The 12,820-nt window shown below is 70.3% G+C and carries 12 protein-coding genes and 2 tRNA genes; 10 read left to right on the top strand and 4 right to left on the bottom strand.

Going from position 1 to position 12,820, the window contains the following annotated elements; genetic code table 11:
- Window positions 1-52: 52 nt before the first annotated feature.
- Both gyrA and K8F61_RS13545 read left to right on the top strand, forming a co-directional pair.
- Entirely contained in the window at window positions 53-2,602 is a 2,550-nt protein-coding gene (gene gyrA, locus K8F61_RS13550; RefSeq protein ID WP_067246253.1) for a DNA gyrase subunit A, read from the top strand.
- Window positions 2,599-3,003: a DUF3566 domain-containing protein gene (locus tag K8F61_RS13545; RefSeq protein ID WP_067246256.1), complete on the top strand. Its 405-nt coding sequence runs from the start codon at window positions 2,599-2,601 to the stop codon at window positions 3,001-3,003. Before gyrA ends, K8F61_RS13545 begins: the two co-directional genes overlap by 4 nt.
- 92 nt (window positions 3,004-3,095) lie before the next feature.
- Here K8F61_RS13545 and K8F61_RS13540 read toward each other — a convergent pair whose 3' ends face one another.
- Window positions 3,096-3,824, bottom strand: a complete 729-nt coding sequence (locus K8F61_RS13540) for a VIT1/CCC1 transporter family protein (RefSeq protein WP_231819496.1) — start codon at window positions 3,822-3,824, stop codon at window positions 3,096-3,098.
- Window positions 3,825-4,088: 264 nt separating this feature from the next.
- Between K8F61_RS13540 and K8F61_RS13535 the strand changes: the two genes are divergently transcribed.
- From K8F61_RS13535 to K8F61_RS13515, 5 genes are all read left to right on the top strand, one after another.
- Window positions 4,089-5,576: a sensor histidine kinase gene (locus K8F61_RS13535; RefSeq protein ID WP_231819495.1), complete on the top strand. Its 1,488-nt coding sequence runs from the start codon at window positions 4,089-4,091 to the stop codon at window positions 5,574-5,576.
- A complete protein-coding gene (locus tag K8F61_RS13530; protein ID WP_067250845.1) occupies window positions 5,564-6,283 on the top strand; it encodes a response regulator transcription factor in 720 nt (239 codons plus the stop codon). The genes K8F61_RS13535 and K8F61_RS13530 overlap by 13 nt, the downstream gene beginning before the upstream one ends.
- Window positions 6,280-7,176: a DUF4097 family beta strand repeat-containing protein gene (locus K8F61_RS13525; RefSeq protein WP_231819494.1), complete on the top strand. Its 897-nt coding sequence runs from the start codon at window positions 6,280-6,282 to the stop codon at window positions 7,174-7,176. The genes K8F61_RS13530 and K8F61_RS13525 overlap by 4 nt, the downstream gene beginning before the upstream one ends.
- A 118-nt stretch (window positions 7,177-7,294) precedes the next feature.
- Window positions 7,295-7,371: transfer RNA gene (locus tag K8F61_RS13520), tRNA-Ile, on the top strand.
- Between the two features lie 40 nt (window positions 7,372-7,411).
- Window positions 7,412-7,484: transfer RNA gene (locus K8F61_RS13515), tRNA-Ala, on the top strand.
- Window positions 7,485-7,537: 53 nt separating this feature from the next.
- On the opposite strand, the gene K8F61_RS13510 is transcribed toward K8F61_RS13515, so the two are convergent.
- On the bottom strand, window positions 7,538-8,953 hold the full coding sequence (locus tag K8F61_RS13510; RefSeq protein WP_231819493.1) for an MFS transporter: 1,416 nt from the start codon (window positions 8,951-8,953) through the stop codon (window positions 7,538-7,540).
- Window positions 8,954-9,027: 74 nt separating this feature from the next.
- Between K8F61_RS13510 and K8F61_RS13505 the strand changes: the two genes are divergently transcribed.
- Window positions 9,028-9,486: a winged helix-turn-helix transcriptional regulator gene (locus tag K8F61_RS13505; RefSeq protein WP_067246895.1), complete on the top strand. Its 459-nt coding sequence runs from the start codon at window positions 9,028-9,030 to the stop codon at window positions 9,484-9,486.
- Window positions 9,487-9,506: 20 nt separating this feature from the next.
- On the opposite strand, the gene K8F61_RS13500 is transcribed toward K8F61_RS13505, so the two are convergent.
- Window positions 9,507-10,067, bottom strand: coding sequence for a hypothetical protein (locus K8F61_RS13500; protein ID WP_231819492.1), 561 nt, complete (start codon window positions 10,065-10,067; stop codon window positions 9,507-9,509).
- Window positions 10,068-10,163: 96 nt separating this feature from the next.
- Between K8F61_RS13500 and K8F61_RS13495 the strand changes: the two genes are divergently transcribed.
- Window positions 10,164-10,505, top strand: coding sequence for an avidin-fold protein (locus tag K8F61_RS13495; RefSeq protein WP_231819491.1), 342 nt, complete (start codon window positions 10,164-10,166; stop codon window positions 10,503-10,505).
- Window positions 10,506-10,516: 11 nt separating this feature from the next.
- On the opposite strand, the gene K8F61_RS13490 is transcribed toward K8F61_RS13495, so the two are convergent.
- Window positions 10,517-11,092 (bottom strand): Lrp/AsnC family transcriptional regulator, encoded by a 576-nt coding sequence (locus tag K8F61_RS13490; protein WP_157518120.1) that lies wholly within the window; start codon window positions 11,090-11,092, stop codon window positions 10,517-10,519.
- A 132-nt stretch (window positions 11,093-11,224) separates the two neighbouring features.
- On the opposite strand from K8F61_RS13490, the gene K8F61_RS13485 reads away from it, so the two are divergent.
- Entirely contained in the window at window positions 11,225-12,817 is a 1,593-nt protein-coding gene (locus tag K8F61_RS13485) for an ABC transporter substrate-binding protein (RefSeq protein WP_231819490.1), read from the top strand.
- The last annotated feature ends 3 nt before the right edge of the window (window positions 12,818-12,820 follow it).

The following is a 12,820-nucleotide window of genomic DNA, read 5'->3' as shown; positions in this document are numbered from 1 at the left end:
GTTTCGTCTCGCTTCGCTCGCTCAACGACCGGAAATTGAAGAAGACACACACATGACTGACGAAGAACGTCCCGAGCCGTACCACGAGCACGGCAAGATCGACCAGGTCGATCTGCAGTCCGAGATGCAGCGGTCGTACCTCGACTACGCGATGGCCGTCATCGTCGGCCGGGCGCTGCCCGACGTCCGGGACGGGCTCAAGCCGGTGCACCGTCGCGTGATCTACGGCATGTACGACGGCGGGTTCCGACCGGACAAGTCGTTCTCGAAGTGCGCCCGCGTCGTCGGCGAGGTGATGGGGCAGTACCACCCGCACGGCGACTCGGCGATCTACGACGCCCTCGTCCGTCTCGTGCAGCCGTGGTCGATGCGCTACCCGCTCGCGCTGGGGCAGGGGAACTTCGGCTCCCCGGGCAACATGGGCGCCGCGGCCCCGCGGTACACCGAGACGAAGATGGCTCCCCTCGCGCTGGAGATGGTGCGGGACATCGAAGAGGAGACCGTCGACTTCTCCGACAACTACGACGGGCAGACCCAGGAGCCGGACGTCCTGCCGGCCCGGTTCCCGAACCTCCTCGTCAACGGGTCCGTCGGCATCGCGGTCGGAATGGCCACGAACATCCCCCCGCACAACCTCCGCGAGGTGGCCGATGCCGCGCTGTGGGCGATGGACAACCCCGACCTGCCGCGCGAGGAGCTGCTGGACGGACTGATCCGGCGCGTTCCGGGCCCGGACTTCCCGACCGGAGCCCAGATCCTCGGCACCAAGGGGATCCACGAGGCGTACCGCACGGGCCGCGGTTCCATCACGATGCGCGCCGTCGTCGGGGTCGAGGAGATCCAGGGCCGCACGTGCCTGGTCATCACCGAGCTCCCGTACCAGGTGAACCCCGACAACCTGGCCGTGAAGATCGGCGACCTCGCCCGCGAGGGCAAGATCAACGGGATCGCCGACATCCGCGACGAGACCAGCGATCGCACCGGTCAGCGCCTCGTGATCGTGCTCAAGCGCGACGCGGTGGCGAAGGTCGTGCTGAACAACCTCTACAAGCACACGCAGCTGCAGGAGAACTTCGGCGCGAACATGCTCGCGATCGTGGACGGCGTGCCGCGGACGCTCGCGCTGGACGGGTTCATCACCCACTGGATCGACCACCAGATCGACGTCATCGTCCGCCGCACGAAGTTCCGGCTGCGCAAGGCCGAAGAGCGGATGCACATCCTGCGCGGGTACCTCAAGGCGCTCGACGCGCTCGACGAGGTCATCGCGCTGATCCGCCGCTCCCCCACCGTCGACGACGCGCGCGAGGGCCTGAAGTCCCTGCTGGAGATCGACGACATCCAGGCGGATGCCATCCTGCAGATGCAGCTGCGTCGTCTGGCGGCGCTGGAACGCCAGAAGATCATCGACGAGGCCACCGAGCTCGAGGCCCAGATCGCTGAGTACAAGGAGATCATCGCGGACCCGGCGCGCCAGCGCACGATCATCCGCGAGGAGCTCACCGCCATCGTCGACCGCTTCGGCGACGAGCGACGCACGCACATCCTGCACGGCTTCGACGGCGACATGTCGATGGAGGACCTGATCCCCGAGGAGGAGATGGTCGTCACCGTCACGCGGGAGGGATACGTCAAGCGGACCCGCAGCGACAACTACCGGTCGCAGCATCGCGGCGGCAAGGGCGTGAAGGGCGCGCAGCTGCGCTCGGACGACGTGGTGGAGCACTTCTTCGTGACCACCACGCACCACTGGCTGCTGTTCTTCACGGACAAGGGCCGGGTGTACCGCGCGAAGGCCTACGAGATCCCCGAGGCCGGGCGGGACGCCAAGGGCCAGCACGTGGCGAACCTCCTGGCGCTCCAGCCGGAGGAGAAGATCGCGCAGATCCTCGACATCCGCGACTACGCCGCCGCCGAGTACCTCGTGCTCGCGACCCGACAGGGTCTGGTGAAGAAGAGCCGGCTCACGGACTACGACACCAACCGCCAGGGCGGGGTCATCGCGATCCGCCTGCGCGAGGAGGACGAGCTGGTCAGCGCGTTCCTCTCGGACGCGGTCGACGACATCCTGCTCATCAGCCGGATGGGCATGTCGCTGCGCTTCCATGCGACCGACGAGGCGCTGCGACCGATGGGCCGTGCGACCGAGGGCGTCAAGGGGATGCGGTTCCGCGAGGGCGACAGCCTGCTGTCGGCGTCCCTCGTCGACGACGACAGCTTCGTCTTCGTGGTGACCGACGGCGGGTACGCCAAGCGCACGGCCGTGGACGAGTACCGGGTCCAGGGACGCGGTGGACAGGGCATCAAGGTCGCCAAGCTCAACGACGATCGGGGGGTCCTCGCGGGCGGTCTCATCGTCTCCGAGGACGACGAGGTCTTGGTGGTTCTTGCCAGCGGCAAGGTGGTACGCTCTGCCGTGGCCGAGGTGCCGGCGAAGGGACGCGACACGATGGGTGTCGTCTTCGCCCGGACGGGGGACGATGATCGGATCCTCGCGATCGCCCGGAACACCGAACGCGGCCTGGCCGAAGCGGAAGATCCTGAAGGCGCGGACACCGCGGACGCCGACACACAGACCCCCCAGGAGAGTGCGGACGAATGAGCACGGTAGCGGACAAGCTGGCGAAGAAGTCGTCGAAGAAGACCACCGGGAAGCAGGTTCGCCTGCGCCTGGTCTACGTCGACTTCTGGTCGGCCGTGAAGCTGTCGTTCCTCGGCGCGGTTGCGATCGCGATCGTGACGATCGTGTCGTTCTTCCTGATGTACCTCATCGTGCAGGCCACCGGGCTCGTGGGCAAGGCGGACGAGATCGTCAGCGGCTTCTCGGACGGACAGATCTCGCTCACGCAGGTCCTGGGCCTGCCGCAGGTCATGGCGTTCGGCTCGGTCGTCGCGATCCTGAACCTCGTCGTGTTCACCGTGCTCGGCGCGATCATCGCCGGGATCTACAACCTCGCGGTCAAGGTCACCGGCGGGCTGCTCGTCGGATTCACCTCCAGCTGATCCACTGATCCGCGTCCGATGCCCCGTGCTCCGTCGAGCGCGGGGCATCGTCGTCTCCGCACCCCGGTCGTGCCGATCCCCTCCACGACGCTCTACACGACGCCGGTCGTGCCGAGCAGCGTGCCGATCCCCCAGGTCGCGGCCAGCGCGAGCGCACCGCCGATCACGAGGCGGATCGAGGCGCGGAGGGATGAGGCTCCGCCGATCCGCGCCGACACGGTGCCGGTGATCGCGAGGGCGAGCAGGACGGCGACGAAGGTCACCGGGACCCGCCACTCGGCCGGCGGCAGCAGGATCGCGAGGAGCGGCAGCAGGGCGCCGAGCGTGAAGGCGACCGCGGACGAGATGGCGGCGTGCCACGGGTTGACCAGGTCGTCCTGATCGATCCCGAGCTCGACCTCGAGGTGGGCGGACAGCGCGTCGTGCGCGGTGAGCTCGGCGGCGACCCGTCGGGCGGTCGCCTCGGAGAGGCCGCGACGGCGGTAGAGCCCGGCGAGCTCCTCCAGTTCCTCCTCAGGCATGGTCCGCAGCTCGTGACGCTCCTTGGCGATGAGCGCCCTCTCCGTGTCTCGCTGGCTGCTCACGGAGACGTACTCGCCGAGCGCCATGGAGATCGCGCCGCCCACCAGCCCGGCGAGCCCGGCGGTGAGGAGCGCGGCATTGTCGGTCGTCGCGCCCGCGACGCCGACGACGAGCGAGGCGACCGACACGATGCCGTCGTTGGCGCCGAGCACCCCGGCGCGGAGCCAGTTCAGCTTCTGGCTCAGTCCGGTGCCGTGGGGTTCCCCGTCGTGCGACGGCGCCTCGTCGATCCCGCTCATGCGTCCTCCTCCTCGCTCATGCGTCCTCCTCCTCGCTCATGCGTCCTTCTCTCCGACGTGTCCATCATGGCCCCGCCGACCGACACCCGTCTCCCCCGCGTCGAGTGGTCAGTTTCTGTGGGTTCCGCGCCCGCCAACCCACAGAAACTGACCACTCGACGGACGGGGAGGGGGATGCCGCGCGGGGACGGTAGGGAAACCCCGAAGCGAGGCGTCCGGATGCCCCCGTTACGAGGGGATGCCGCCCGCCGTAGCGTGGATGCCATGACCACGAATCCGTCCTCCGACCCGGCCGCCACGGTGCCGACGTCCCCCACGCCCGGGGCCCCCGCGGCGCCGACCCCGCCGGGCCCGGCCGACGCGCACGCTCCGCTCGTCCCCCCGACCGCGCCGACCGCCGCGGCGCCGAGTGCACCGCCTGCCGCGTCCGCGCCCACGGCTGCAGTCCCCCCGGCCGCGCCGGTGCCCCCGACCGCGCCGACTCCCCCGGCCGCGTCGGTGCCCGCGGCGAAGGCGGAGCGCAGGGCTGTGCCGCTGCGGCTCGCCCTCACCACGCTGGAGCTCGCGGCGCTGGGCATCGTGGGATCCGGGATCGTCGCGATCCTCGGCGGGCTGCTCGCCACCGGCGTCGGCCTCCTCTTCCTGTTCGGCATCGGGGCGCTCCTTCTCGTGGGCCTGGTCTACGCCCTCTTTGGGGTGGCCTGGTTCGAGACCGCTCGGGTGGACGACCTCTACCGCCTCGGCATCCCGTCGCTGCGCCTGCGTCGATCCGGCCAGCCCGGCTTCGGCGGATGGCTGCGCTCCCTGGGACGACAGGCGATCGACGGTCGGATGTGGCGGGCCCTGGCGAACTTCGCCATCGCGTGCATGCTCGGCGCGATCGTCCTGCGTCTGTTCACATGGTTCGGATGGTCGGTGGTGACGGCGTTCGCCCCGCTGTTCACCAGCGGTGAGGCGGACACCGGGTGGGGCGCTCGCTACCCGGTCGCCTGGGCGCCGGTCATCGGCATCCTCGGCGTGCTGGCGTCGCTCGCGGGGATCTGGGGCCTGGCGCTCCTGCACCGGGTCATCGCCAGAGCGATCGTGGGCGGTCCCTCGCGCGAGGCCGTGCTGACCGAGCAGGTCCGCACGACCAGCGCCCAGCGCGCCGGCGCCGTGCGGGCCGCGGACGTGGAGCGCACCCGGATCGAACGGGATCTCCACGACGGCGTCCAGCCGCGTCTCGTCTCGGTCGGGATGACGCTCGGCATGGCGCAGCAGAAGATCGACACGGATCCCACGGCGGCGAAGGCGCTGATCGAGGAGGCGCACACCTCCACCAAGGCCGCCATCACCGAGCTGCGCCAGCTCGCCCGCGGGATCCACGCGTCGGTGCTCGACGACCGCGGCCTCGACGCCGCGCTGTCGGCGCTCGCCGGCCGGTCGCACATCCCCGTGATGCTGGACGTGCGCATGGACGGCCGATGCAGCCGCGACGCCGAGGCTGCGGTGTACTTCGCGATCGCGGAGTCGCTCACCAACGCCGCGAAGCACTCGCGCGCCAGCGAGTGCCGGGTGGTCGTTCGGGTCCGCGACGGCGGCGTCCTGTGGGCACGGGTCGAGGACAACGGCATGGGTGGCGCGCGCGTCACCCCCGGCGGCGGCCTCGACGGGATCTCGAACCGCGTGCTCGCGGCCGGCGGGTCCGTCCGGCTGGACAGCCCGGTCGGCGGCCCGACGAGCCTGGAGGTGAGCGTCCCATGCGCATCCTGATCTGCGAGGACTCGGTCCTTCTCCGGGAGGGCCTCGCGCGTCTCCTGGAGGATGCCGGCCACGACGTGGTCGCCGCCCTCCCCGACGCCACCGCGCTGGACGAGACCGTCGACCGCACCGACCCCGAGCTCTGCATCCTCGACGTCCGGCTCCCGCCCACGTTCGTGGACGAGGGCATCCGCGCGGCGCTCGCCCTCCGGCGGCGCCTGCCCCGGCTTCCGCTCCTCGTGCTCTCGCAGTACGTGGAGGAGCGGTACGCGAGCGACCTGATCATCGCGCAGACGGGCTCCGGTCCCTCGGCGCCGGGACCCCTGGGCTATCTGCTGAAGGATCGCGTCGCCGACGTGTCGGACTTCATCGAGTCGGTCGAGCGGATCGCTGCGGGGGCCACGGTCCTGGATCCCGAGGTGGTGGCGCAGCTGCTCACCCGACGCAATCAGGACGACCGGATGCGGACCCTCACCGAGCGCGAGCGCACCGTGCTCGCCCTCATCGCCGAGGGGAAGTCCAATCAGGCCATTGCGGGCCTGCTCTTCCTCTCCGAGGCGAGCGTCGAGAAGCACATCACGGCGATCTTCCAGAAGCTCGGGCTGGAGCCCGACGAGTCCGGCAACCGCCGTGTGCTCGCGGCCATCGCCCACATCGAGAACAGCGCCGGCCTTCCGGCACCGGCTCCGCAGACCAGACAGACGGGAACGACACGATGAACACCACCCCGAACACGCCCCCTCCCGCCGGCCACGACGCGAGCGCGTCGGGCCCGGGCACGCCCGCCGGTCCGGCGGCGCCCTCGGGCGGCTCCGGCGCCGGTCGCGCCATCACGATCGTGGCGGCGATCGTCGGCGGCATCGCTCTGCTCGGAGCAGGCGGGGGCGCCGCCTTCGCCGCCACCGGTCAGTTCCGGCCGGCGGGGTCGGCGCACGGACTCACGGCCCCGATCGACGGGATCACCGACCTCGAGGTCGACGCCGGCGGCGCGGACGTCACGGTGCGTTTCGGTGACGTGACCGACGCCGAGCTCCGGGTGGACGGACGTTCCCCGGGCGAGTGGCAGATGCGCCGAGACGAGGACACCCTCCGCGTCGACGGCCCCAACGGGCGATGGGGATGGTGGGGATGGTGGGGCAGCTGGAGCAGCGATGACGTGGTCGTCGTGCTCACGCTGCCGGAGCAGCTGGAGGGGCGCCTCGACGCGGATCTCCAGCTCTCGGCCGGATCCCTGACCGCCAGCGGCGACTTCCGCGAGCTGGATCTCGAGCTCGGCGCCGGTGCCATGACGGTGGACGGGTCGGCGACATCGGTCTCCGCGCAGATCTCGGCGGGCCGGGCCGATCTCACCCTGGACGGCGTGCGCGAAGCCGACCTCACGATGTCGGCCGGTCGTCTCGAGGCTGAGCTCACCGGACCCCAGCCCGACGAGGTCTCTCTCGACGCCACCGCCGGGTCCATGACCGTGATCCTTCCGCGGGGCGCGTACGCGGTGGATCAGGAGGTGGCCGCGGGCAGCTTCGACAACGGTCTGCAGACCAGCGCGTCGGCGCGGAGCGTCGTCACGGTGCAGGTCGCGGCGGGGAGCATCAGCGTCCGCGAAGGCCGCTGATCGCAGCGGCGCGCGACGGTTCGGCCCGGGGACGACGGCTTCCGTCCCCGGGCCTGCTGCGACCCGACGCCGATTTCGTGATCGCGGCGGGATCCGGTAAAGTCTTGGAGGTTGATGCGGGGCTATAGCTCAGGCGGTTAGAGCGCTTCACTGATAATGAAGAGGTCCCAGGTTCAAGTCCTGGTAGCCCCACCACACACAACTGAACACCCGCAGGATCCGTCGGATCCCGTTCGGGGCCTTAGCTCAGTTGGTAGAGCGCTTGCTTTGCAAGCAAGATGTCAGGAGTTCGAATCTCCTAGGCTCCACAGGTGGAAGAGCGCCGGCCCGAGGGCCCGGCGCTCTTCTTCATATCGGGGTCCTAGCCGGCGGCGCTCTGTCCGGCCGGTCGGCGGACGCGGGACGCGACGGCGGTCACGAGGCCGAGCACGACCGCGACGAACGGCACCCACAGGGCCCGGGCGTAGTCAGCGTCGGAGGTGGAACCGCCACCGGCGGCGAGCACGATGGTGGCGACCGAGACGCCGAGCGCCGCCCCGAACTGGAACCCGGTGTAGACGATCCCGCCGGCGACGCCGTGGCGATCCGGCTCCACACCCTCCACGGCGGCGGCGGTGAGGGGCCCGTACACCAGGGCGAACGCGACCCCGATGAGGAGGAGCGACGGCAGTAGGTCGAGGAAGCCGGACGAGACGTCGAGGCGCAGCGTGAGCAGGAAGGCGATCGTCATGGAGACGAGACCCGCCGTGAGGGTGGGGAGGTTCCCCCAGCGCGCGGCGATCCGTGGCGTGAGCGACGGGGCGATGAGCAGTTCCACGATCATCGCCGCGAAGGCGAGGCCGGTCTCGAGGGGCCCCCATCCCAGGTGCTCCTGCAGGAACAGGGTGAGCAGGAACTGCCAGGCCATGAATCCGCCCATGAACAGCATCCCGACGGCGCTCATCCAAGGGAGCCGGCCCTGAGTGAAGACCCCGGAGGGGACGAGCGGCTCCGGCACGCGCCGCTCGATCACCAGGAACGCGGCGAACAGCAGCACGGACGATCCCAGCGCGGACAGCCCGACAGGATCGCCGGGATGCTCCCCCACGGTCACGACGCCGAAGATGAACGACATCATCGCGGCCGTCAGGGTCACCGCGCCGCCGACGTCGAATCGCGCCCGCCCGGTGGCGGTCGCCCCGCCGCCGCGCGGCACGGTGCGCGAGCCGACCACGAGGAACACGAGGGCGATCACCGCCGGGACGAAGAACACCCACCGCCACCCGAACGAGGTGATCACGCCTCCGGCGACCACTCCGAGATAGAAGCCGGCGGCGCCGATCGCGCCATAGATCGCCAGCGCTCTGCCACGGCGCGGGCCCTCCGGGAAGCTGGTGGTCAGCAGGCTGAATCCGGCCGGGGTCATGAACCCGGCGGCCGCACCCGTCACCAGGCGCACGAGGATCAGCGCCCACGATTCGTGCGCGAGGCCGCCGAGAAGCGAGAACGCGGCGAACACGCCGAGCGCGACGAGGAAGACCCGCCGCCGTCCGAGGAGGTCCGCGACCCGGCCGCCGAGGATCATGAATCCGCCATATGCGAGGACGTACGCGCTGATGACCCAGTGCGCCGATCCCGTGCCGAGACCGATGTCCGACGCGATGCTCGGCACGGCCACGTTGAGCATCGCGATGTCGATGCCCTCCAGGAACAGCGCGCCGGTGACGACGGCGAGCACTCCCCAGGAGCCTTGTGGGGTGACGGGCGCGGATCCGGTGGGGGTCTTCAGGTCGGTCACGGCTCGCTCCTCGGTCACTCATCGGATCCTGGTTACTCCTTGTAACCTCGCCCATGTTCGGTCACCATGGATCCATGGCACAAGAAGGCACTTCCACGTACCCGGGTTCCCTCGAGGTGCCCGCCCCGGCCGAGTGCCGCGACGATCGGGACCCGTTCCAGTGGGATGCGCGGGAGGATTGCGAGGTGCGGCAGATCCTCGACCGCATCGCCGACAAGTGGTCGCTGCTGGTGATCGCCCTCCTGGACGCGAAGTCGATGCGCTTCGGGGAGCTCGGCCGTGAGATCGCCGGGATCAGCAAGCGCATGCTGACGGTCACCCTCCGGAACCTGGAGCGCGACGGCCTCGTCCACCGCACGATCTATCCGGAGGTGCCCCCGCGGGTCGAGTACCGGCTCACGACGATGGGGCGAACCCTCCACGACACCGTCCAATCCCTCGTCGTGTGGACCGAGGAGCACCAGGACCGGATCGCCCGCGCCCGTGAGGAGTTCGACCGAGCCCAGGCCGAGCGGACCGCCGTCGCGTCCTGACCGAGGCGGCGGCGGATCGGTCAGCGGACCAGGGAGACGACGGCCACGACGATCGCCACGAGGACGTCGAGCACGGCGCAGAACTCCGCGAAGGAGCGATCGACGACCCGGTCCGTCCGGTGATGCCAGATGTCCCACGCGGCGTGGGCGAGAAGTCCTGCGGCGACGAGCAGTCCGCCCCACCGCGGATCCAGTGCGAGGGCGACGGCGGCGATCGCCCCGAACGCGACCATGGCGCCGGCCTGCAGCGGGAGCATCCACCACGGTCCGCGGCGGCGGAGCAGGAGCCCGGCGACGAGCACGGCCCCGGCCAGCACGAGCAGCCAGGGCACCGCGTCGAACGCCGTGAACTTGTCGATCGCGATGAGCACGAAGGCGACGGCGAACGAGACCCAGGCGGCGCCACGCCGTCCGGACGCCGCGGCGGCGAGATACACGAGACCGGAGGCGGCGACCACGGGCGCGGCACCGCGACCGTCGGTCAGCGCATACGCCGTCGCGGCCGCGACGAGCACGCCCGACGCGGCCGGCCAGAGGCGTCGCCACGCCGTCGGACGGGGTGCGCGCGCGGGGGTCGTCACATCGTCTCCTCCTGGCCGAGATGCTCCCGCACCCGCGGCGACCCGTCAAGCGTGCGGATTGGCGGATCGGGTCCGCGGACCGCCATACTCGTCGTCATGCCTTCCCCCCTCTCCCTCGACGGGCTGCGTTTCGCGATGGTCTCCTCCACGGCCAGCGCCGTCGACCCCGAGTCGCCCACCACCTTCGACTACCACCAGGACGGCCGGCTGGTCTGGGGCGAATACACCGGTGACACCGTGACCGAGGGACGCTTCGTGGGCGAGCTCGCCGACGACCAGGTGCGGATCTCGTTCGCCCACGCCCTCGTGACCGACGGCTCGGTCGTGCGCGGCGACGCGGTGAGTCGCGTCGAGCACGACGCGGATGGACGGATCCGCCTCGTCGAGGACTTCGTGGTCGACGGCGTCGACCACGTCAGCGTCTGCCGGCAGATCTGACGCCTGATCCGTCAGACCCGGGTCTGACGCGTCGGGTCCGTACGGGTGAAACCCATCAGGCCCGTCTCCACGGAGATCGGCTCGCGCGCGGGGATGTCCGTCGGCAGCACATAGGGCCGGCGGAAGATCTCGCCCAGGACGATCACCGTCTCGAGCTTGGTCACCTCCGGAAGTGCGGCGATCGTGCCGATCACGAGCGACTGCATCGTCTCCACGTCGACGCTGCGCACGATCAGCATGACGTCGTGCTCCCCGGTCGTCACCCGGGCCGACTCGACGTCGGGGAGTTCGCCGACGGAGCTGAGGAACGAGTGCCAGCTCTGCGGCTGGATGGTGCAGAAGACCAGCGCGCTCACTCCGAGCCCGACCTTCGCCGTGTCGACCCGGGCCGAATAGCCCGAGATGACGCCGGCGCGGGTGAGCGCCTCGACGCGCGAGTAGGCGCTCGCCCGGGAGATCCCGACCTCCTGAGCGAGGGCGGCGATCGAGATCCGACCGTTGTCTCGGAGCACCCGGAGGATGTCGAAGCCGATTTCGTCGATCGCGGCGGCGGATCGTCCAGTCGACGCGTGATCATCGGCGTTCATGCTGGACATATTGCCTCATGGGGTCCAACGCATCAATGGATTGCGCGAAATCGGCGCGATGCCTCGGATATAGTGCCGGAAAATGGCTGGCGAGAATCCGACCCGTCCAGCCGTGACTGAGGAGGAACGCCCGTGGCTCGTTCACATCGCCGCGCCGCCGCCGCACTGCTCGCGGCCGCCGCCCTGACGCTGGCCGGATGCTCCGGAGGAAACTCCGCGAACGGCGGCGGGAACTCGTCCGCGGACGGCGGGGGAACCCTCGTCGTCGACACCGCCTTCTCCCTGGAGACGGGCGACCCGGGGCGCAACTACGTGCCCACCGGCAACATGATCATCCACGCGGTGTACGACACGCTGCTCACCTTCGAGGGCACCGACTCGCACACGCCCAAGCCGTCGCTGGCGACGATGGAGCAGAACGAGGACGCGACGGAGTTCACCTTCACGATCCAGGACGGCCGCACCTTCTCCGACGGGTCCCCGGTCACGGCGGACGACGTGGTCTTCTCGCTCGAGCGCGTCGCGGGGCTGACGGACTCCAAGGCGAACTTCCTGATGGCGGGCATCACCGTCACCAAGGTGGACGACAAGACCGTGACGCTCACGACCGAGACGCCGTCGCTGCAGCTGCCGGCGATCGTGACGAACCCCTCGCTGTCGATCCTGAACGCGAAGGCCGTCGAGAAGGAGGGCGGGACGACCGACACCTCCGACGCCGCGCAGAAGTACCTCGACGGCACCTCCGCCGGTTCGGGCCCGTACACGCTGGAGTCGCTGGATCTGACCTCGCAGGTCGTCCTTGTGAAGAACGAGGAGTACGACGGCCCGGATGAGGCCGCCTACGACAAGATCGTCGTCCGGAACATCCCCGAGTCGGCCACCCAGCTCACCAACCTCAAGGGCGGCGACTCGCACGTCGCCGTGGACCTCTCCGGAGACCAGGTCGCCGACCTGGGCGACGGGTTCGTGGTCGACTCGGTCCCGTCCGCGGAGACGCTGTTCCTCCTGGTCAACCAGGACCCGGCCGTCGGCGGCGTCACGGCCAACCCGAAGTTCGCCGAGGCCGTCCGCTACGCGCTGGACTACGACAAGCTCCTGGAGCTGGCCGGGGCCGGATCCGTCCAGGCCACGGGGGTCATCCCGCCGATGTTCGGCGGCGCGCTCGCGGAGGGTGTGAAGCCGGACGCGGAGCGGGCCAAGGCCGCGCTCGCCGAGTCCGGCTACGCCGGCGAGACCGTCAGGCTGCAGTTCCCGAACGACAACCCGGTCGGCGGCGTGGAGTTCACGCCGGTCGCCGAGCGCGTGCAGCAGCAGCTCAAGGCCGTCGGCATCACTGTGGAGCTCGCCCCGGCGCCGTTCGCCACCGAGGTCGAGCCGTACGTCGCCGGCAAGGAGGCGTTCTCGCTCTGGTACTGGGGCCCGGACTACGCCGACTCCTCCTCGTTCCTGCCGTTCGGCCCGGGCGAGAAGGTGGGCCTGCGGGCCGGATGGCCCGCGTCGGCCTCCGCACCGATCGCCGAACTGGTCGCCACGGCCAAGAGCGCCACGAGCAGCGACGAGCGCGACGCCGACTTCACCGCCTTCGCGGAGGCGATGCAGGAGAGCGGTCCGTTCGTCCCGCTGATCGTCCCCGGGAACAACGTCGCGAGCGACGACACGGTCGCCGGGCTCGAGTACAACGTGACCTGGACGCTCGACCTGCGCGCCCTGCACCCCGCCGGCTGAGCG

Origin of the sequence: Microbacterium resistens (genome assembly GCF_021172025.1) — a bacterium.
Classification (GTDB): Bacteria; Actinomycetota; Actinomycetes; order Actinomycetales; family Microbacteriaceae; genus Microbacterium; species Microbacterium resistens.
This window is presented reverse-complemented; position numbering and strand designations above follow the sequence as displayed.